The 22038-nt window shown below is 49.2% G+C and carries 19 protein-coding genes and 1 rRNA gene; 4 read left to right on the forward strand and 16 right to left on the reverse strand.

The window, feature by feature from the left end; genetic code table 11:
* The 10 genes from D328_RS0120385 to D328_RS29480 form a co-directional block, all read right to left on the reverse strand.
* Nucleotides 1-230, reverse strand: a 16S ribosomal RNA gene (locus D328_RS0120385); the annotation flags it as partial.
* A 308-nt stretch (nucleotides 231-538) separates the two neighbouring features.
* A complete protein-coding gene (locus D328_RS0120390) occupies nucleotides 539-2137 on the reverse strand; it encodes an FAD-dependent oxidoreductase (protein WP_018886891.1) in 1599 nt (532 codons plus the stop codon).
* Between the two features lie 70 nt (nucleotides 2138-2207).
* Nucleotides 2208-3119 (reverse strand): ROK family protein, encoded by a 912-nt coding sequence (locus D328_RS0120395; RefSeq protein ID WP_018886892.1) that lies wholly within the window; start codon nucleotides 3117-3119, stop codon nucleotides 2208-2210.
* Nucleotides 3120-3195: 76 nt separating this feature from the next.
* Nucleotides 3196-4038 carry a MurR/RpiR family transcriptional regulator gene (locus tag D328_RS0120400; protein ID WP_018886893.1) on the reverse strand — a complete coding sequence of 281 codons (843 nt, stop codon included), beginning with the start codon at nucleotides 4036-4038 and terminating at the stop codon, nucleotides 3196-3198.
* A 10-nt stretch (nucleotides 4039-4048) separates the two neighbouring features.
* Nucleotides 4049-4747, reverse strand: coding sequence for an N-acetylmannosamine-6-phosphate 2-epimerase (locus D328_RS0120405; protein WP_018886894.1), 699 nt, complete (start codon nucleotides 4745-4747; stop codon nucleotides 4049-4051).
* 151 nt (nucleotides 4748-4898) lie between these two features.
* Nucleotides 4899-6455, reverse strand: coding sequence for a DUF4127 family protein (locus D328_RS0120410; protein ID WP_018886895.1), 1557 nt, complete (start codon nucleotides 6453-6455; stop codon nucleotides 4899-4901).
* Nucleotides 6456-6537: 82 nt separating this feature from the next.
* Nucleotides 6538-7431: a carbohydrate ABC transporter permease gene (locus D328_RS0120415; protein ID WP_018886896.1), complete on the reverse strand. Its 894-nt coding sequence runs from the start codon at nucleotides 7429-7431 to the stop codon at nucleotides 6538-6540.
* Entirely contained in the window at nucleotides 7431-8312 is an 882-nt protein-coding gene (locus D328_RS0120420; protein ID WP_018886897.1) for a carbohydrate ABC transporter permease, read from the reverse strand. Before D328_RS0120420 ends, D328_RS0120415 begins: the two co-directional genes overlap by 1 nt.
* An 88-nt stretch (nucleotides 8313-8400) precedes the next feature.
* Entirely contained in the window at nucleotides 8401-9678 is a 1278-nt protein-coding gene (locus D328_RS0120425) for an ABC transporter substrate-binding protein (protein WP_018886898.1), read from the reverse strand.
* 396 nt (nucleotides 9679-10074) lie between these two features.
* Nucleotides 10075-11211: an AbrB family transcriptional regulator gene (locus tag D328_RS29480; protein ID WP_018886899.1), complete on the reverse strand. Its 1137-nt coding sequence runs from the start codon at nucleotides 11209-11211 to the stop codon at nucleotides 10075-10077.
* Nucleotides 11212-11494: 283 nt separating this feature from the next.
* Between D328_RS29480 and D328_RS29485 the strand changes: the two genes are divergently transcribed.
* Both D328_RS29485 and D328_RS0120440 read left to right on the forward strand, forming a co-directional pair.
* The gene (locus tag D328_RS29485) at nucleotides 11495-13324 is read left to right on the forward strand and encodes an AbfB domain-containing protein (RefSeq protein WP_233426225.1); all 1830 of its coding nucleotides are present in this window, start codon (nucleotides 11495-11497) and stop codon (nucleotides 13322-13324) included.
* Between the two features lie 204 nt (nucleotides 13325-13528).
* Nucleotides 13529-14839, forward strand: coding sequence for a hypothetical protein (locus tag D328_RS0120440; RefSeq protein ID WP_018886901.1), 1311 nt, complete (start codon nucleotides 13529-13531; stop codon nucleotides 14837-14839).
* 245 nt (nucleotides 14840-15084) lie between these two features.
* Here the strand turns inward: D328_RS0120440 and D328_RS0120445 are convergent, their stop codons facing one another.
* Nucleotides 15085-15648, reverse strand: coding sequence for a DUF420 domain-containing protein (locus D328_RS0120445; RefSeq protein WP_018886902.1), 564 nt, complete (start codon nucleotides 15646-15648; stop codon nucleotides 15085-15087).
* A gap of 333 nt (nucleotides 15649-15981) precedes the next feature.
* On the opposite strand from D328_RS0120445, the gene D328_RS0120450 reads away from it, so the two are divergent.
* Nucleotides 15982-17592 carry a methyl-accepting chemotaxis protein gene (locus D328_RS0120450; RefSeq protein ID WP_018886903.1) on the forward strand — a complete coding sequence of 537 codons (1611 nt, stop codon included), beginning with the start codon at nucleotides 15982-15984 and terminating at the stop codon, nucleotides 17590-17592.
* Nucleotides 17589-18032 carry a chemotaxis protein CheW gene (locus D328_RS0120455; protein ID WP_018886904.1) on the forward strand — a complete coding sequence of 148 codons (444 nt, stop codon included), beginning with the start codon at nucleotides 17589-17591 and terminating at the stop codon, nucleotides 18030-18032. The genes D328_RS0120450 and D328_RS0120455 overlap by 4 nt, the downstream gene beginning before the upstream one ends.
* An 81-nt stretch (nucleotides 18033-18113) precedes the next feature.
* On the opposite strand, the gene D328_RS0120460 is transcribed toward D328_RS0120455, so the two are convergent.
* From D328_RS0120460 to D328_RS0120485, 5 genes are all read right to left on the reverse strand, one after another.
* Nucleotides 18114-18905: an NAD-dependent epimerase/dehydratase family protein gene (locus D328_RS0120460; RefSeq protein ID WP_018886905.1), complete on the reverse strand. Its 792-nt coding sequence runs from the start codon at nucleotides 18903-18905 to the stop codon at nucleotides 18114-18116.
* A 31-nt stretch (nucleotides 18906-18936) separates the two neighbouring features.
* The gene (locus D328_RS0120465) at nucleotides 18937-19218 is read right to left on the reverse strand and encodes a GNAT family N-acetyltransferase (protein WP_018886906.1); all 282 of its coding nucleotides are present in this window, start codon (nucleotides 19216-19218) and stop codon (nucleotides 18937-18939) included.
* A 279-nt stretch (nucleotides 19219-19497) separates the two neighbouring features.
* Complete coding sequence (locus D328_RS0120470; protein WP_026281294.1) at nucleotides 19498-20220, reverse strand: amino acid ABC transporter ATP-binding protein; 723 nt, start codon at nucleotides 20218-20220, stop codon at nucleotides 19498-19500.
* A 10-nt stretch (nucleotides 20221-20230) separates the two neighbouring features.
* A complete protein-coding gene (locus D328_RS0120475) occupies nucleotides 20231-20881 on the reverse strand; it encodes an amino acid ABC transporter permease (RefSeq protein WP_018886908.1) in 651 nt (216 codons plus the stop codon).
* A gap of 283 nt (nucleotides 20882-21164) precedes the next feature.
* A complete protein-coding gene (locus D328_RS0120485; RefSeq protein ID WP_018886910.1) occupies nucleotides 21165-22004 on the reverse strand; it encodes a basic amino acid ABC transporter substrate-binding protein in 840 nt (279 codons plus the stop codon).
* Nucleotides 22005-22038: the final 34 nt, after the last annotated feature.

The raw sequence follows: 22038 nt of genomic DNA on the forward strand, positions 1-22038 counted from the left end.
TGACAGATTGCTCCGTCTTTCCTCACTTCTCCATGCGAAGAAGTGAATTATCTGGTATTAGCTACCGTTTCCGGTAGTTATCCCAGTCCAAAGGGCAGGTTGCCTACGTGTTACTCACCCGTCCGCCGCTAACCATCAGGAGAGCAAGCTCCCCATCAAGTCCGCTCGACTTGCATGTATTAGGCACGCCGCCAGCGTTCGTCCTGAGCCAGGATCAAACTCTCCAATAAAGTTATTGAAAAGAGCGATAGCTCATTTTGAATCTGACGAGATTTAATATCTCATTATTTGAATCTCACTTGCGTGAAATTCGCTCACTCGTTGTTCAGTTTTCAAAGATCAACTTCGTTTTTTCTTTCCTGTCGTTTTTGCGACAGCTATAAGATCATATCATGTCCCCGAGAGAAGTGCAAGCTTTTTTTCAAAAACTTTTTTTCGACTTCAATCTCGAATGCTGAATCAGTGTCAGCCGTAATAATATATCACGAACTTCACTTTATTATCAACCCCAAAATAAATCTTTTTTCGCACCATGTTTTTACATGTCGAAATCAGGCGTAAATTCCATTCCTAATGGCCAGTGTAGCTTAACGCCCCGAGCAAGCAACCATTCTTGATAACGACTGAGATGACTATTCGATTCTCTAACCTGTGCCGGACAGATCTGATGCTGTATAGCATACGCAGCCAGCACTCCTGCTGCCTCGCCAATGTTCCATTCCGTCGGATGAAGTCGGTAGCAGCCATTTGCTACTTGCGTCATACCTATATTTTTGCAGGCCGCGATCAGGTTCTTCATACGAATCGGAATCAAAGAACCCAAAGGAATCTCATATGGGTAATTAGGGATATAATACGTTCGTTGAGTTATCGTGGTAGGGTGTATATCTAGATGATAGCTTCCGACGCCCACGCTATCCGCGTAGCGGCGGATCCCCTTTTCTCCACGAAGCTGCTTGCTGACATCATGCTCTGTAATCGTCTGCATCGCTTTGAGCCGACGGGATTCTCTTATATATGGAGCTTTCGCAAGCCCGTCTACAGTCCCAAGCACATCCCCTCTCAAACGGACGCCTGGGAATCCAATTCCCCCATCCAGACGCGGCGCCTCTGTCTGAAGCCAATACACGAGTGACAAAGTCAGCTGCACCGCTGCCTCCAGATGACTTGCACGATCTTTATCAGCTACATCCATAATCGATCCTATAAAGTAGTCATTCTGCGGCCAATTCAGGAGTGTAACCTCACCTTCAAATAAAGGAACACTCCACAACTTCGGGTCCACAATCCGCCGATAATCCCACAGGGATGTAACTCCGTACTCATTGGGAAACATCGTAAATTCCTTGAGTCGGGTAGTATCATTTGCATCAGCGGCATACCAGCTTAGCAGAGGAGCTGTTGAGAATCGAGGCATAAAACCTTTCCAGAACTCATAGTCAGCAGGCCTCTCTATAGTGCACTGCCAGCCCCCTGTATAATCTACTGCGGCCACATGTGTAATGCCTTGCACATCCTGCTGATCCGCATGTTCCGGCGCATGAGGCTCGTGAGTATCTTGACGCGACTCCGCACCAACTACATACTCCGCTCCAGCTAGTGGCAATAGATCCCCGCAATCTGTGGCATCCAGGTAGTAAGAGGCTTGCAGATAGTGACGAGTCTGATCCTTAAGATGCAGGACTTCGATTCCAGTGATCATATCCTCAACAGTATCGGCCGCTACTGGCACAGTATGATATAGGATCTGCACCCTCCCGCTATTTACATATGGAGCCAGCATATCCTGCAATACGCTTAGAGCCACACGCGGCTCATGTGAGAGCCGGCTTACCCACCCATTTCCCGGATTCAGAAGTGGGTCGTCAAGAGCATCCTTGGTCAGGGGATAATTACTCTTGTAGTAGGATCTAATCCGTTCACGGAGCTTTCGATAGGAAAGAGTGCATCCGAACTGTTCGATCCACCGATGCTCATCAGGGGGTACAGCCTGTGATGTCAGCTGCCCACCGATCCAGTCCGTCGCCTCCGTCATAATGACCTTCATGCCACATTCCGCTGCAGACAGCGCAGCAGCCGTCCCACCCAGACTACCGCCAACAACGACGACATCCACTTGCATTCTCCGCTGTTCCATGATAGCTCCTCCCGAGTATTATTTGATCAACCTGGTAATCTTCATCTTTCAGGACATCTACAGGAAATACTCAGATACAGGAATTACTCACATCCAACGCCAAATTTGCTGCACCAAGGTAACCCGCCCTGTTGCCAAGTGCAGCTCGGCGAATCTCCAATGTAGCATCCCATTGACCCATTTGCCGCTCCAGCAAAGGCCACCAGACATCGCTGGAGTCGATGAGTCCCCCTCCCACAATGACGGCATCCGGGTCCAGGGTAATCCCAATATTGACAATGACAACGGCGAGATCTGACACAAATTCCTCCAGTACCCTTAGGGCCTCCTCCTCACCCGCCTCGGCACCTTTAATCAAATCATGAGCTGATGGATAGATTTTATCTGCTGATTCTCGACCCCGCCGATGAAGTGCCGTTCCTGAGATGTATTGCTCTGCACAGCCCTTCTTACCGCAATTACATGGCATTCCTCCTGGTACCAGAATACTGTGCCCCCACTCTCCGCCGTACCAGCGCTTCCCTCTTACAGGACGCCCATGCAAGGAATAGGCGCCTCCCACTCCTGTGCCAAGAGTGAGCATCACAAGCTCCTCCTGGGGGGAACCGCTGCCTAGCCAGATTTCACCAAGCAATGCGGCATTGGCATCATTATCAACAATCGTCGGCAGGCCGAACACAGACTCAGCCCACTGCTTCAGTTGAACTCCCTGCCAGCCCGGCAGGTTCTCCGTAGCATATACAACCTCACCATTCCCAAAGTTCACCCGACCAGCCGAAGCTATTCCAATCGCGTGTATCGTTCCATCCGGCTGCCCACTCAGCAGCTTATACATTAGAACTTCCATCCGCTGCAGTAGCAGTTCTCGTCCCGCCTCTGGCTTGGTTAGACAAATTGCTGTCTCGAAGATCGTTCCATCCCTCCCCACGATTGCTCCTTTAACGGAAGTACCTCCAATATCCAGCCCGATGACTCTATCCATGGAATGCTCCTTTTGTTAGGTTTGAGTTGAACGGTTCGGTTTGCGTTCGGTTATAAGGCTACAAATTGCACCTGAATCAATAACTACGTTCAATGACGGCTCTCGCAGTCTTCTCCTTCATCTGCTTGGTGCGGTCCAGATTCTTCCGCGCGAGACCCTCACAGATCAGATCAATGATGAAGAGCTGAGATATCTTCGCCCCAATCGATCCCCCTTCAAGCGGAGCCTCCTTACCAGCGGTAAGGAGTACAATATCAGCGATAGAGGTTATCGGCGATTTGGCATAATTCGTAATTGCGACGATAGTAGCCCCGTTCTGCTTGGCTTTATGCAGCATATCATTCGTATCGAGTGTACTTCCCGACACACTAATCCCGAAGGCGACATCCCCAGGCCCCATAGTTACGGCCATCATAGATTGGATGTGGCTGTCAGCTACTGCCTCCGCTCTGCGGCCCATGCGTAGAAGGCGGTTCTTGGCTTCAAGGGCCGTAATCCCCGAGGACCCCACACCAAAAAACTGAATATAGCCGGCCTGATCAAGCACTTCCACGGCTAGCTCCAGTTGATCCCGATCGAGCAAGCCCACACTGGAGTTCAATATATTCACCATAGCCTCATACACAGTCTGAATCATATCAGGCTCCTGATCAGGCTGGCCTTCCTGAGGCTGTAGCTCATATGGTCTGCGTGCGGTCTGATCCTGAGCCAGAGCCAGCTTGAAATCCTGATATCCCTTGAAGCCAATCTTCCGGCAAAAGCGCATCACCGTGGTCTCCCCGGTCCCAGCAAATTCAGCCAACTCCGTCACGGATAAATAAATCAGATCATGGGAGCGCTCCAACACACAGGAGGCCACCTTGCTTTCAGATTTGGTCAAAGAGGGATAATACGTCCGAATTCGATCGTTCATGTCCATTGATACATGCTCACTGCCTTTCTAATGTCACTACCTTAGCGGCCGCTTCGGCGAATCTCGCTGTAATCCACTGTGGGCGAGTAATTGCACTGCCTACCACAACTGCATAAGCTCCCAGTCGCAGTGCCTGCTCTACCTGAGCTGGCTCGCTAATTCTCCCCTCTGCCATAAGAGGAATACCGACGGCCTGCGCAGCCTCCCTTACCAACTCCAGATGAGGGCCTATCATCTTCGGAGAGTAGGAGGTGTAACCAGATAGCGTGGTAGAAATACACGCCGCTCCCAGCGCCTCAGCCTGGACAGCTTCCTCCAATGTAGAGATGTCTGCCATACAAGGCAGATTCAGCTCTGCTGCATGTTGTAATACACTTACCAATGTGCACCCTTGTGGCCGGGGGCGGTTCGTAGCATCCAGTGCTATCATGTCTGCTCCCGCTTCGTGAAGCTCATCCACCTCCTGCAGCGTAGGGGTGATGTAGACTTCGGAATCAGGATAGTCGCGCTTGATTAGCCCAATCACTGGAATAGACACAGTCCGCTTGATCACCCGAACGTCCTCTGCACCATTTGCACGAATCGCGACGGCTCCACCTCTCTCGGCAGCATCGGCTACTCTGGCCATGATGTCTGAACCATGCAGGGACTCTCCGGGCAACGCTTGGCACGATACGATAAGTCCTGGGCGAATACCGTAGATAACAGGGGTCATTCGTACACCCTCTCTCTTTATATAGAAAATAATCACACTAATCATGTGAATTGGTAATAGTATGGCTCCATGAATGAGCAGGCTCTCCCAACGGAAATGACTGATTTATTGAGAGCAACTGAATTGAGCAGTACTATTAATCAGCAAGTAATCAGCCAGATTGCTGCGATACTGCAGCCATACCTTCATAACTCACACGCAAGCCCACCTCAAATGTCCGGTTCCAAGGCATGTAGCAATCATGAATATGAATATGCTCATCGGGACCAAGCAGCATTTGACGAACCACAAGCTCCAATTGTTCCCGCACGATCGTTGCTGCACGTCCTCGCGGACCGTCCAGTTCGAACTTGCTCAATCCCATTCCATCCACAATACGTTCATTCATGACCATACGCACTACAGCGCAATAGCAGGCATCCTCGGTATAACGAAGAGCCAGAAAATCAAGATGCTCCTGAGTTGCCCCATAATGAGCGTACACCACGGACTGTGCAATGACGGTGCCAAGTGTGTTAGAACTCGTGTTCCATCCTGCGTACCCTGCAAGCTTGAATAGTAGCCCCCGGCGGCGCAACAATCTCAAAAGCTTGAGATCCGCACCGTTGGCATAGCCTACATCTGCGATGGCTACTGGCTTGCCCCAGTGCCGCTGCACATAGCCCGCATATTCAATTAGCTCGATTATATTGCGCTGTACATCGTACCCTACTGAAGCCTGCTGCTGATCCACAGCTTCGACCATTGTATCTCCCGGAGTATTCGCAAGCAGGATGACGTCAGCCTCTGCGGCTGAGCTGACCATCAAGCCTCCAGCAGCGAGAATCTGATATTTCAGAGATTCGCTGAAATGCCGATCCTCAAACAAAGGCGTAACCAGCGCCCCCAGATCAGATGACATTCGCGGATAGAGCAGCGGAGTAACCCCTTTGACCCGGTTCAGCATTCTGGCGAGCAACGTACAGGCTACTTCATCTGCTCCAGGATACATATACACCTGTAGCTCCAGATCAAGCTCCGCAATACGCTCTCGGACCTTCTGCTGATCTCTTGCCGTCCATCCATAAGGCGCGGAATCATCCTGAGGAATGATGAGAAAGTCAATAACTTCTGAGCTTACCAGCTCCAGAGCCGCCCGATTCAGTAGTGCGTTCACCTCGCGCCGATCCAGATAATCCTTAAGGACCCCAGAAGGCAGGGCAGTATCAATATGCTTAAGCTCTATCAGCTCTTCATCTGTGGCTAGACCCAAGAGATGACGGTGTTCAATGTATCCTTTTCGGAAAATCTCCCGTCCCCAGTTCGCGTAATAGTCCGGCTCCTCATCTGCCAGCGAATACTGCGGACAGCGCATAATCAACTGAAAAGCATACATATGCTGCAGGTTCGGACAACGCTCCCTAAGCATTCGTAATCTTTCCAATTGCTCTGCAAGCTCCGCTGGGCTCTGATCATGCAGACGTGAAGGCACGATTCCACCGTAGAGCAGTGTATCCAGTGCAAGGATCGCTCCATGAGCAGTAGCCGCTTCTTGCTCCAACCACCTCCATAGTCGGGGCAGATCTGCTGGAAGCTTCTTATTGCCCAGCACTTCTTTTGGCGGACGCACCAGTTCCAGCTCGGTGCCCTGACTGAGCAAGAATGGAAATTCGTAATTGCACGGACGTTCGTCTAGCGGAATGAACAAGATTCGCTGTCGTGACTTCATACGGTTGCCACCTGCCTTTTTTTTGCTGAAGTATCATCATTCGATTGATCCGGCTTAAAACGGCCAACGAGAACTGAAGATATCACCCCTTCACAGCCCCGGCCAGACCCTCCATGTAATATCGCTGCGTGAGCAGAAATACTATAATGATCGGCAATACCGAAATCATCGTACCCGCGGCAATCCAGCCGAAGTTATAAGAGAACTGCCCGTTCAGATAGGTCAGAGCAGCCGCCAGCGGATAATCCTGCGGATCATCCATAATGACAATCGGCCACAAGAAGTTATTCCAGAAAGCCATCACCTCTAGCAACGAGATGACTGCAATTGCAGGCTTCACCAGCGGAAGTACCAGCTGCCACCAGATTCGGAGCTCGGAGGCACCATCCATTTTGCCCGAATCACGAACATCTGGTGGAATGTTGAGAAAGGTCTGCCTCATAAGAAATACATTGAAAACCGAGATCGCCGCAGGCAACACCACATCCATGAAGCTATTATTGAAAGGCAACACCTGATTCATGGCTCGGATCGTTAAATAGTGCACAATAATTGCTGTAGAGGAAGGTATAATCATGGTCGCAATCAGTAGCCCGAAGATAAGATTCCTGCCCCGGAAGCGAAAGACTGCAAGTGGGTAGCCCGTCAGACTGGCCAACACCACATTCGTAACCACACCCAGAGCGGTTATGATTACGGTATTGTAGATATACTTTGGAAAATCCATGAACTGCCACACCTGTACGTAATTGCTGAAGTCCACGAATGTCGGAAAAATGGCAGGTGGCGTGGAAAAGACATTTCGCCCGGGCATCACGGACACACTCAGTAACCACAGAAATGGGCCCATCATGAATAACGCCAGCAAGATCAACAATGCATAGACTACCAGTCGCCCCATAGTTCGCCTGAATAAGCGCATCCCTCGGGACTCGGCAAGAGGACGAATTGGTGTATCCATTTTGCTGTTCAGCATCAGTAGGAGTTGATACCTCCTTTGCGGTTCAACCAAAATACAAGAACACTAAGTGCCCCAACGAGTAGACTCACAATGAGTCCAAGCGCTGACGTATATCCGAATTCGAACTGCTCCATACCCTTCTGGAAAATATACAGACTTGAGGTCAACGTCGAGGTACCCGGCCCGCCCTTAGTCAGAATATACACCTCATCAAATACGCGGATGGCCGACATGACAGAGAACAATGTACAGAAGAGCACATATGGTCTTAGCATCGGTAGGGTGATATGAAGCATCAGACGTAGACGCCCCGCTCCATCGACTCTAGCCGCCTCATACAGATCAGAAGGGATGTTCTGCAGACCAGCCAAATACAGCATCATATAATAGCCCAGACCCTTCCACATCGTAATGAACATCAGTACATACAGAGCCGTAGCACTGCCCGACAGCCAAGCGATCTGTTCAGAGAGCACACCAGCTTGCATGAGCAAATAGTTCACCACACCGTTGTTGCTTAGCAGCCAGCTCCAGATCAAGGCTACAGCAACCATAGATGTCACTACTGGCGTATAATAAGCGGCACGGAAGGCTCGAATCCCTGGAATTCTTCCATTAACCAACACCGCCATTAGGATAGAGAAAATCTGAATGAAGGGCACCACAAGCACGTACACTAGAGAGTTCCATAGGGAGATCAGAAAATTACGGTCCTTGAGCGCCCGCACAAAATTATCGAAGCCCACATAGCTGGCATCTGTAAGCCCCGAGTAATTCGTTAATGCAAGCGGAATGCTGTACAGGATGGGCCAGAATACAAAGACTGCCAATAAAGCTAATCCCGGTGTCATGAACGCCCAGGCAGCAAAAGCCTCTGACCGCAGCCACCGCTTCATAAGCATCACCACCTTGTATGTCTTTTTTAAAAGTCCGCTGAATTACTGCATGAACTCCAGCTTAGGTTGTATCCTTGGGGACTATCGACTATTGCTGTAAGATTCCGTTTACCTCCTGTTCCAGATCATTCAGCGTCTTGGTCATATCCGCTCCGTTCAGAAGAATATTCTGTAATGCCCGTGTGATCGCAGAGTTGATATCCTTGGCATTCGGGACACCTACCATATAGTCCGTAGCTTTATCAAGGCTCTGAGCAGATACGATTTTGGCCTCCGCCTCAAGAGACTGATCCGATTCAGTGAAGAATGGGTCCTCTATCGAAGCCTTGGTAGAAGGAAGAGTGTTGGCCACCTTCGAGAACGCCGTTTGACTATCTGCATTGGTCAGGAACACGGCGAATCGGACTGCTTCCTCGGGATGTGCCGACTTGGCAGGGACGACCAGGTTCATGGAATTGGACATCCGCACTCCCCCTTTGCCCGTAGGCAATGGAACTGCAATCGTATTGCTATACACCTCAGGCGCTGCCGTCTTGATAAAGTTAATGAAGGTTGGTCCAGCAAGCTCGAAGGCGACCTGCTCGCCTGCATAATATTGAACCTGCTTAGCGAAATCCGCATCCTCCTTGATGACTATGCCTTCATCCATGAGCTGCTGTATATTCCGAATCATCGCTTCTGTATCGGGATTGTTGAATGCAGCAGCACTCTTGTCTTCATTCAGAATCGGAATTCCATCAATCGGGAATAGCTTCGATACGAGCTGCATGGCATAGCCGGCCTTACCTGTCTTCTCTTTAATCTGGCGTGCCCATTCAATGAGCTCCTCACGCGTCTGTGGTGGCGCTGCAGGATCAAGACCAGCCTGCTCAACCAGCTTTTTGTTCATGAATAACACCTCGGTTCCGGTGTACCATGGCAGCGCATATGCCTTGTCACCGATGACCGTGGATTCGAAAATCCCCTCGAAATAAGCAGACTTCTCGTCAGGGGTCAGGTACTGATTCATGTCAAGCACGGCACCCTTCGTACCCATCTGACTGGCAAATTCCGTATTCAGATTCACCACATCAGGGCTGTCCCCACCCGAAATACTGGTCAGCAGCTTGTTGGTGATTGCATCATACGGGTAGTCCTTCCACTCAATACGGACATTCGGATGGGCCTGCTCATAATCGGCGATGACCTGATTGAAATAATCCGTAAACGTTGGCTGCAGCGCAATAGTCCAGAATTCCAGCGTCACTTGACCGCTACCATCATTCTGGCTTGGAGACTTCGCCCCCCCTCCACTGCAGCCGCTGATGACGAACACCAGAAGCAGGCAGCACAGCGTAAGCAGCAAGCCTTTATTAGGACCCTTCATACCATTGCCCCCTTGTTTCGAATATAGAAAATACACAATTGCATAATGAATTAACCAAATTATAGCAGTGTTATCTCACAAAAAGAATAATTTCTCCATAAAAATATAATTTAGCGGTATATTTTTTCTTTTATAGGTAACAAGAGGCTGACACCAAAGACGTTCACCTCACGGAATGCCTTAGTGACCTTACCGCTTAGAACAATACCTCGGGCCTAGCACCTTGAACGAATATGATTTCAGAATGATGATCTGGGAAGCATAGTCATTAGCAGACAACAAGTCTGTCCCCACACTCCCTCCCTTCAAGGCGCTAGAACTAGGGTAAGATACTAGAACAACGATAGGATAAGCGTTACTTGTATGATGTTACTTGTATGATGGCACTCCGAAGGTTTAGGCTGACTCTTTCGTATGCAAGCGCGATTTAGGTGTAATAGCAGTGAATCGACGCAGCAGCAGACCCAATAATGGAGATACCACGAAGAAAATGAAAAATAATCTGAACATCTGGTAGCCTGATACCATCGGCAGATTAGCACCGACCTCATGGGCCATTACCGCCATCTGATCCATCCCACCGGGAGCCATGCTAAGAAAAGCCGTCGCTGTAGATGTCCCTAGCCAATGCTCGAACAGCCATGTCAGTCCCAAGGAGCCGATAATCAGCAACGTACCACTACCAAGCGCCAGCCCAGCTGTCTTGGCCAAATTACCTGAAGCCTGTTTTTTGAATGATAAGCCTACGTGAGTGCCAATCAAAAATTGCGAAGCATTCAGAAGCGCGTCTGGCAGAACGGGTGCTTCCAGCATGGACAAATGTAGAATCATGGTCACCAGCATCGGTCCTAGCAGAAAAGCTGTAGGTACACGAAGCCTCTGCCCCAAGAGTGCACCCAGCACACACAACGGCGCATAGACCAATATTTGCGGGAACAGATCCGACCAGGCCCCCTCCGTTGTAGCAGCGGTAGCAGACGCTACAGTTACGCCTTCAGAAGAAGCACTGCCACCTCCAAGCCAAGGGCTGTAGAGCAGAAGCGGCACGCAAAATACAATCATAATCAGCCTGGTTACCTGCATCATCGTAACTACATTAATATTTACTCCTCGGATCTCCTCAGCCAGTGTCACCATCTGCGATAGTCCCCCCGGTACACTTCCAATCATAAGCGTGGGTAGATCATACTCGGTACAACGGCTGAACACATAGGCAAGGATCATCGTCATGAGCAACAGTAATGTAGTGAACAGCAGCATCAACGGAAGCTGAATCATCATCTGTCGCAAAGATTCGAGGGTGAGCGTTATCCCTATCGAATATCCCACCACACCAATTCCTACATCGCGTAGCTGAGACGACCACCGCAAAGGCTGTCTCAGTACATTGGATACGATCAATACAGCAGTCATTGGCCCCAGTAGCCAGGGCACCGGTACGCCTAGCCATGCGAACAGCGTCCCTCCTGCAAGTCCGGTCACACCTGCATAAATGAAGAAGCGCCAGGCCCCTTCATTCCATTTCTTCTGCATAACAGTCTCCTTCCACTTATGCGAATCAAGTAGGCGAGCCTTCTCTTCTCCGCAATTTCTCTATCCGTCCTCTCTCTATATGTACATTATAGCATTGTGCTGAAGGCGCCTGAGGCTGTTCATGGAATTAAGGCATCATCCAAATGAAATATCCACTTGAATTGTCCAGATTTTTACATAAAATAGTAAATGTAAGCGCTTTGATTTCTTGTGAATATTAGGGAGGTGTATGAAGATGAGGAAAAGGAACAAGGTCTGGATTCTTGTACTCGTATTCACGCTTATGGTATTGGCTGGCCCACCTGAGAGGACACAAGCAGCAAGTACCCCCATCACAAATGGAACAGATTGGTTCGACACGGCTGGCAATCCCATTCAGGCGAACAGCGGCAACATCCTGCAGGTAGGAAACACATATTATTGGTACGGTGAGCATGCAGTGAACGGCAAGTTCGACAGTGTGAATGTCTACACTTCTACGGATCTGAAGAACTGGACATTCAACAACGCAATTCTGACCAAGCATTCGGCAGACGAGCTAGGCTCCAGCAAGATCGAACGCCCGAAAGTCATTTATAATGCCTCAACTGAACAATACGTACTTTGGGCACATTACGAGAATGGCACGGATTACAACCTCGGACGGGTCGCAGTCGCGACCAGCAGTACACCGGACGGCCCCTTCACTTATGTGGGTAGCTTCCGGCCCCTGAACTACGAATCCCGAGATATGACCGTGTTCGTAGATACGGATGGGACAGGCTATCTAGTGACGGCCTCTCGCAAGAATGGCGGGGCCAATGACACCATGGCCATCTTCAAAATGAATGCGGACTATACAAACGTGGAATCCTTCGAGGGCTGGCTCTTCGAGAACGCCTACCGTGAGGCTCCTGCCATTGTCAAAAAGGGGACTCGCTACTACCTCTTCACCTCACAAGCTTCGGGATGGTATCCGAATCAAGGTGCGTATGCCACCGCTACGTCCATGACTGGGCCTTGGTCAGCGCTGAAGCCATTCGGTAACTCATCGGCCTTTGCCTCACAGATTCACGATATCGCTACAATCACTGGCGAGAGCACTACCTCCTATATCTATATGGGCGATCGCTGGAATCCGATGAAGCTGGGCGAGCACAAGCATATTTGGCTTCCACTTTCCCTGAATGATGCAGACGGTACCGCCTCCCTGGATTGGTACAAGGAATGGGACATCGACGCCACTACCGGTACAGTAGCCCTCCCTGAACTGGTCAATCATGCTCAAGGCCAACCAGCAACCGCCATCTCGACTGCCTCAGGCTCCTCACCCTCCCATGTCAATGATGGCAATTATCAGACCTCATGGGTGGCTTCATCCAACACCTGGCCTGCCTGGTGGCAGGTAGACCTCGGCTCGGCTCAGACCATCACGGAGGTCGACATTTCGTGGTTCATGTACAAAGGCTCTGAGGGCTATTATAAGTATAAAATTGAAGTCAGTAACGATGGGGTCAATTACTCCACCATCGACCGTACTAACAATCTCACCTACGGCTTCACTACGGATGCCGTCCATTTCACTGCACGCTATGTACGCATTCAGATGGTGAACGCGGTACTATGGAACAACCCTGGCAACTGGTATACCCCTACACTCCATGAGGTCAAATTACTCGGACCTGCTGAGCCTGAATTCTTAACTCACAGCCGCTTCAGCTCACACAATTATCCAGAGCGCTATATTCGCCATGCGAACTTTGCCGCACGGATTGATACCAACGTCTCCCCTGAGCTTGACTCACACTTTCGCGTAATACCTGGCCTCGCCAATACAGATGGTGTATCTCTGGAATCTATTAATTTTCCCGGTTACTTTCTAAAGCGTGATTCAGGTGATTCGAGCAACAAAATCATATTGGGGGCTTATAGTAACACCGACAGCTATAAAGGTGATGCCACCTTCCGGATTGTTCCTGGTTGGGCAGAGAGCAATAAGCTCTCCTTCGAGTCCTATAACCAGCCCGGGAGCTACATCCGTCATTATGATTATGCGCTGCGGCTTGACACGGTGAATGAATCCAGCAGCAGTACGTTGAAGAGTGATACCACCTTTGGGAGAGTAGATTTATAGCGGCAGATCTATATGAATATGGAGGACAGAGCGCACCCTGCTTTGTCCTTTTTATTTTCTAAATTGTTGATTTAAAAACTGGCACGATTATACGATTCAGCCCACTATCTGCAATTATGATATATTAAACTAATAATAATCTAGTTATTACCAGTAATCTCCCTATAAAATGACAATCACTCACTTGAAGGGTAGGTAGATCTTATGGATGTTGTCCATCAGCTATGGCTGTTGAAGCAAATCTATCATCAGAGCACAATTTGGGATGAGGAGTTTAAAACTTCGCGGCATCCCATTCCGGCAGAGATATCAGAGGTGGATTTAGAAGCACTTCAGATCAGTGGCCACCCTCCTATCCACTTTGTAAATCCGCAGCATGAACAGACATTGACCGAATTAAGACAGCTCGCGGAGCCCTGGACATTGAATCAGTCAGCGCAAGCCTTTGTCGCCTCATTATGGTCAGCGCCGATGATTTGGCGTTCATTGCTTACTGGCAAGCTGATTGCAGAGGCCGTTCCTGATCACGAGTTCGCTCCTTACCCTTCCTCTAGTACTTGCCAAATTTGTGGTTTGAGCGTCTCAGGGGCAACGGATACGAGTCTGGAGTGGTATTGGAGAATGACTAGTGGGACTCCACTGGACGGCAACCTTTTTGGACATGTGCTGGCACTTCAGGAAATGACGGGACAAGAGCTCCCCACCCCTAACGAATATGATCGCTGGACACTCCGTGCCATATTGACGGTGCTTCGCTCGCTACCAGCCAATACACGGTATAGCAAGGCAGCCTTGGCACTCAAAAAAGAACGGCTGCTGCCCACACGTAGCGAGTACGCCTACCTCAATCTATTAGAGACTTTGGGGCTAATTGGCATTTTGGATACGACGGATTATCCCGGAATGGCAACCGAATTCACATCGTACCAGAAGCGTGACCAGCGTCCCAACATTCGGGTTGAGGTGCAGGCACCGCTGGCGTGGTGGGATTCCTCCATTGGTATTAATGAGACAACCTTGGCTCGGATTTTTGGGGATTACGATCTCTCCAACGTATCACTGGACGACAGACCTCAGCAACTCCCGGATATAAAGGAAACGATATTAGGCGCTTGGGAGCATAAAAAAAAGCCGCGGGCAAAAGTACCAAAGGCTTCACCCGACGCAGGAACCGGCAAGGTGCAGGCAGGCGATGTATACGCCGTTCGCGTCAGAGATGGGGTATGGATTACAGTGTATTGCCATGAGCTCATGGATCAGCGGGTTAAGGTCGAATATCTTGATGGGGTCTATCAGGAAATGCCGGCGAAGACCGATCTGACGATGACCTTTCGCCCAAGGAAGGACGGACGTTGGCAATGCTCGGTGATTGCCATTGATTCCACGAGCTGGGTCAGAAGGGTGGCACGAGAGCTGCCTTGTCCAGCTTCACAACTGCCGGAGCCTGATCGCATACCGTTTCATAACGCCAAGGATTTGAAGCATATGGCCAGCTGGTGTTTCCCCGAAATCTAGTCAAGGGATAAGAGCAGAGTATGGTACTTGAACACTCTATTCCAGCAAGATTTCCAGTCTATTGGCTGCCAAAATAGTAAAAGGGCTGTCCCTTGTCATCTCAATGACAATAGGACAACCCTTTTTTTGCGTGAGGAGGAATCTAGGTCAAGCGTACTGCTCTAGACTACAGAATGATTGGATTCAAGAGCATAATTCCGAGATCACTATGAGATATGAAGCTAGCTAAGGAACTGTACAGTCCATTAATAATACGGAGCCATGAACAGGTACACCACTACTCCTGTGAAGCTGACATACAGCCAGATCGGCATCGTCCAACGGGCAATCTTGCGGTGCTTCTCCACCTGCATCGTCCATCCCCATACAACAGAGAACAGTGCCAGTGGCACAATAATGGCTGCCAGGAAGCTATGTGTAATCAGAATAAAGAAATAAATCGGCCGAACGATTCCTTCGCCACCGAACTTCGCTGTCCCAGGGGACATGTAGTGGAAGGTCAGGTAGGTGACAAGAAATAAGAGTGTACTTGTGAATGCCGCCATAATAAATCTTTTGTGAATCGTGACATTCTTCTTGATGATAGCAAACAAAGCCGCTAGCAAAAAGATAAAGGTGAAGCTGTTGAAAATAGCGTTCATGCGTGGCAAGAGGGACAGATCAAAGTGTACCTCGCCCTGATATCCCAGCGGAGTAAAGAACAACGCGAGAATGATAGCATTGGCTACCAGAGATACCGTGACAATCAGTCCGGTAAAATTCCGGTTGGTCGTAGGCTGCTGGAGCTTGTCCTTGGACGCTTTGCTCATGAGAATGGATTCTCCTTTAGTTATTTTAAAATTGTAATAATTCTATTATATTGAACGCCATCCATCACTGTGAAGTGACAACACTATGAACAATGTGGCTTCCATTAGTCATCTTGATAAGCCATCTTGCTATTCTAACCCATTCCTCCTCAAAACACACCTACTCTCATCACACCCTGTTTGTATTCTTGTCTATTATCTTTTATACATAATGTCGATAAATTAATGCGATTTTGTCGAATCATACTTCATTTGTTGTTAGAATTTGTCGAGATACATATATATGTGCAACAAAATACTACTTAAGACTCATTTAAAAAGGAGATCACGATTATGAAATGGTTCAATAATCTCAAGACTGCTGTGAAAATCCTTACTTCTTTCCTAGCCATATGTGTTATTCTTGGGGTGATGGGCATTTATTCGATCAAAAACCTTGAATCCATGAACAGCAGCATGAATGAGTTGTATGACAAGAACCTCACCTCCGTACGATTGGTATCCAACGTCGAGAGCTTGTACCAACGTATGCGCGTGAACATTGTGGATCTCACTGCTGCACAGACAGATGCTGACGAGCAGAGAATTATGGACCGCATGAATGAGCGGGCCCGTGATGTCCAGTCGGCTATTGATCAATACCGTCCATTAGCCACTACACAAGAAGAGATGGAAGAGCTCGCTAATTTCGAAAAGATATATGCGCAATATGTAGACAGATACGAGACCGCGAAGCAGCTTGCTGCAAGCGACGATATCGCTGCCTTCAACCAATTCAATAATGAGACTCTCCTCGCCATTGGAGATGAGGTCAGCGCAAGTCTGGATCATCTAATCAAGCTTAATGTCGAAGCCGCACAAGATACCAACGATCTGGCCGACCGAGATTACGGCACCGCGATGACTCTTACGATTACCTTGATTATCGGAGCCGTAGTTGTGAGCATCCTGATTGGACTTATTGTAGCAAACTCCATCACCAAGCCGCTGAATTATATGGTCGCCTTGATCGAAAAGGTGTCAAAGGGCGATCTGACCGAGAAATCCGTACTGGATTCCAAAGAGGAGATCGGACAGGTATCCAGATCCCTGAATCAAATGATCGATAATTTCCGTAATTTGATCGGAGGCATCATCATTACATCTCAAAATGTCGGAGCCTCTTCGCAGCAGATTGCAGCCAGCAGCGAGGAAATCGCCGGAAGCAGCTCCAGTCAGGCCGATGCAGCCTCCTCCATATCTGATTTGTTCAAGGAATTGACTGAAGCGGTCAATTCAGTAGCAAGCAGCGCTGAGGAAGCGGCCGAGCTATCCAACCAGACCCTGAGTGTAGCCCAGGAAGGCGAGAAGGTCGTTCAAGCTTCGAAGCAAGGGATGAATGAGATTCGCCAGACGATGAATTTGCTCGAAGGCGATTCCGATAAGATCGGTGAGATTATTGAAGTTATCGATGACATTGCAGCCCAGACGAACCTATTAGCTCTTAACGCTGCTATTGAGGCGGCAAGAGCAGGCGATCAAGGCAAAGGCTTCGCCGTTGTCGCGAATGAAGTTCGTAAGCTGGCAGAGCGCAGTGGTAGTGCGACCAAGGAGATTACCAGCATTATTAAAACCATGCAATCAAATACTAAGCGGAGCGCTTCCATTGTAGGAGAAAATGTCGTACAATCTAACCGTACCGAGGAAGTATTCCAGACTATTATGGATATGGTAAGCAGTTCTTCCCTGAAGGTAAATGAGATTGCTGCTGCATGCGAGGAGCAAGCGGCGCAAGCCTCCGATGTCATGCTGTCTGTGGAGACCATTGCTTCAGCAAGCGAGGAATCCGCTGCAGCCTCCGAGGAGACGGCATCCACTAGCCAAGCTTTGGCCCATTTGGCCGAGGAGCTTAATGAATCAGTATCTGTATTTCAAATCCCAAAATCTACAGGACGTGACTTATGACATCTCCCACACACACATCGCAGTATATTGTAATATCCATTGATGATCAGCTGTATGGCATGGCTATGACCTCTGCTCATGAGATCATGACCGTTCCTGCCCTTACCAGGCCCGCAGGTGCACCTTACGAGGTGATGGGATTAATCGAGCTGCAGAACAAGATTGTACCCGTGATCAGCCTGCGGCATCTGTTCGACCTGGGCGGAGCAGAGCTTGATGATCGCGCACGCATTATTATCGTGTCCATAGACGGGAACTATGCCGCCCTGTTGGTGGATGAGGTCATACAGATCTCAGAGTATCGTGAACTGCTCCCGACCCGCTCCGGCTGGAACAACAGTGGCTACATTATGGGCTATGCCAAGCAAGAGGAACAAGGAGAGACCTCCCTTGTAGGAATTCTTCATATGGATCGCATCTTGAGCTTTATATACAATTAGTTAATTAGTTAGTCACGCATACAGACAAGACCATCTCGTTCCCTCGAACGCGGATGGTCTTGTTTGGTTCACGACTCTGGTTCACGGTTGATGCTTGTGCACAGCACCCCCACCCTGGTATCGGGTCTCGTCATGCTTCAACGGCTCTCCGCGTCTAGCTGCCTCTCTTAGCCAGTCTGCACCGTTATCAACCGGATCATATCCAATGAGGTCCTTCAAATAGGAAATATCATAATAGTTATGTTCATTGGCTGATGTACCATACATCGAGATGAAGCGCCTGCTATCCTCGGCCTCAATACAGCGATGCACCAACTGTACCATGTCCCGGTGTGATATCCAGATATGCGCCGAGCGCTCACTATGCGGACGATTATCCGCTGTGAAATTGCCAATTCTGAGATTGATAGAGGACAAGCCGTGCTTATCAGCGTACAGTTGCCCCAATAGCTCAATATAACACTTGCTCAGTCCATAAAAGCTGTCAGGACGATAGGGATCTGTAGGCTCGACCTCCTCATGAAGCTTGTAGTAGCCCGTAGCATGGTTGGAACTGGCAAAAATAATCCTTCTTACGCCTTGTTCGCGAGCCGCTTCGTATAGCAAATAAGCCCCGGTGATATTGACAGGCAAAATTTTGCCCAGAAAATCCTCCTCATCCTTCGCCCAGGCACAGTGCACAATCGTATCCATCCCCCGGGCCAGCTCCTTGAGGCGCTCTCCATCGGTTATGTTCAAAGCTGTGATTCCCCGTTCAAGGTCCTCATTCAGATCTGCTCCGACAATATCGTAGGACTCTACCTGCCGCAGGCCTTCCAGCAGACAATGACCAATGCTGCCAGCCGCACCAGTAATCAGAATTTTCCGTCTCATTCATCATCCCTCCACGATATCAGGATATGATTCACGAATCCTTCTTCCATATGTCATGATACGCTGGTGTTCGCTTGAACAAAGCCTCGGCATACGGACACGATGGGACAATCTTCTTCCCTTCCTCTCGGGCCATCTGCACTACACGCTCGATCAACTCCTTACCGACATGCTGTCCGCGCAGCTCTTCAGCCACAAAGGTATGATCGATCACAATAGAGTGTTCATCTACAGGCGCAAAGGTCACTTCGGCAACAATCTCTTCGCCGTCAATGATTACGAAGGCATGATCTTCTTTTCGAATGTCGTGCATATACCCGCTTCAGCTCCTCTTCTCTATAATTTAACGACTCGTTCATTAGTTTCCCCGATTATGGGCGAGACGAAACGTCATATGACGAGAGAGGTGACGAGCTCTTACACTAACTCCTATACGTACTTTTATCCGGACTCTTACTATGGACTCTTACTATGGACTCTTATATGGGCTCTTCCACTAGCTATCTTCAAGCCTTCTAATTAGTCCCTCGGCCTTGAGCGAGCACTACTTGGAACCTCACACGAGCATGCTATGCCGCGTTCTTCCAGTCCTCTACAGCACCTTGGACAAGAAGCTCTGTGTTCGCTCATGTCTAGGCTGTTCAAAGAGCATGCCGGGCGGGCCTTCTTCCAGAATGATGCCTTCCTCCATGAAGATTACCCTGTCTCCTACCTCGCGGGCAAAGCCCATTTCATGCGTCACAATCACCATCGTCATACCCTCTGCCGCCAATTCCTTCATCACGCCAAGCACCTCTCCCACCATCTCTGGATCAAGTGCAGAGGTTGGCTCATCGAACAGCATGACCTTGGGCTCCATAGCAAGAGCTCTCGCTATTGCCACACGCTGGGATTGACCACCTGATAGCGAGGAGGGATATGCATCTGCCTTGTCTGCCAATCCCACCTTGCTGAGCAGTTCCATTCCCTTCTCACGAGCCTGCTCGGCGGACCATTGACGCACCTTGAGAGGAGCGAGCGTAATGTTATCTATTACTTTCATATGTGGAAATAGATTAAAGGACTGAAATACCATACCCATATCAGCACGAATGCTGGAAATTGAAATGCCAGGGTCCATCAATGAATGACCTTCCACCACGATATCTCCCGAGTCCGGCACCTCCAACATATTAAGGCAACGAAGAAACGTAGATTTTCCTGAGCCGGATGGCCCAATTACGACCACCACCTCCTTGCGATGGATCACTGTATGAATGTCCCTTAGTACAACATGAGCTCCGTACGATTTTCCCAATCCAGACACACGAATGATCGGCTCCACGTCACTTCACCCTCTTCTCGATATATTCAAGCAGCTTGCTTAAGGAGTATGTGAGGACAAAATAAATGAGTGATGCTGTGAGATACGGCTCCCATACTCTGTAGTACTGAGACTTCATTACGTTACTATAGAACATTAGCTCGTGCGCAGAGATGACCGCAACCAAGGAAGAGTCCTTGATCAGCACAATGAATTCATTGCCGAAGGCAGGAATCATACGCTTGATCGCTTGTGGCAGTATCACATATCGCATAGCCTGTCGCTGGGTCAGTCCGAGAGACAATGCCGCTTCACACTGCCCTTTGTCAATGGATTGAATGCCGGCTCTGTAGATCTCAGCTGTATAAGCGGCCGAATTCAGAGTCAGGGCCAGAACTGCCGCCACTGCGGCATTCGTAGTTCCCATGAGCATGGGCACAACCCCAAAGTGAACGAGAAGGATCTGCACATATAGCGGCGTACCGCGAAAAAAATTAATGTAACAGGCCATGGGCAGCCGTATATATGCCTTGGGTGACATTTTCCCAAAGCCAATTCCCAGACCCAGCACAGCACCCATAAGAATTGAGGCCAAGGATATGCCAATCGTCAGAAGCGTTCCTTTCATTAGTAACGGAAAATAGTACACGATGATATCCCATCTAAAATCCATGTCGTTCTTCCTTTCCTGTTCCTTAAGTAGCTACATTGCATCAGCACACCCTGTACTTACCACTTAGGCCTTCGGCTGATCCCGTCAGACACTGACAAAGAAGGCATGCGCCTGCCAGAGCAAACACATGCCTTCTCTTGAGAGATTCAATACTAGATCCCGTGCGCCTGCGCAATATCCTGCCCACAATTCTGCATAGCGCAGACGCATACGAACCAGTGAGAAGCCTTCCATTCACGCTCCAGCTCAATTCCGCACTTCGTGGCCGCTGAACCTACGATTGTTATTTGGCCATCTCAGCTTTAAGACTGGATAGATCCGGCTTTTTGCCGAACCACTTCTCATAGATCTCCTCATAGGTTCCATTATCAATTACAGCCTTCACTGCAGGATCAAGCTCCGCCTTCAACTCACTGCCCTTCGGCATCAGGAAAGCATAATATTCAGGCTGGAACGCTTCACTATCTGTAATGCCTACAAGCTTGCTATCTGGATTGTTCTTAATGTACTCCTGAATGATGGCATTGTCGGCTACGACTGCGTCGGCCCCACCTTTATCAAGCTCCATGAACGCCAATGTATTACTATCGAATTTCTTGAGCTTAGGATTACTGGCTCCCATCAGCTCTGACATGATTGTGTCAGCGGTCGTAGCCGCCTGAACAGCAACCTGCTTGTCTGCCAGGTCTGCTGCGCTCTGAATATCACTGCCTTCCTTCACAACAATCATATTGGCTGATTCGTAATAGGGAAGGGAGAAATCATAGCTCTCCTTCCGCTCTTCGGTGACAGAAATCGCCGAAATCCCTGCCTGATATTCACTACCCTGCTTAACGCTCAGTAGCATCGTGTCCCAGCCGACATTTTCGACCTCATAGTCAATACCGGCTTCCTTCATCACAGCGTCCAGAAAATCAATATCGAAGCCTGTAACCTGGTCCCGATCCATGAATTCCATAGGCGCATAAGATGCATCTGTAGCGATCTTGATCGGCCCACTTCCCCCAGAAGCTGTCTCTCCACCTGTAGCTGGTGTCGGCTCACTCACTGCTGGTGGCTGCCCACATGCAGCTAGTAGAACCATAATTAATGTCATTAAACTTAACAAATAAATCTTTTTCAATACCAAAACCCCCTACTGATTCATTGGTATATGT

Origin of the sequence: Paenibacillus massiliensis 2301065 = DSM 16942 (genome assembly GCF_000377505.1) — a bacterium.
GTDB classification, from domain to species: domain Bacteria; phylum Bacillota; class Bacilli; order Paenibacillales; family Paenibacillaceae; genus Paenibacillus; species Paenibacillus massiliensis.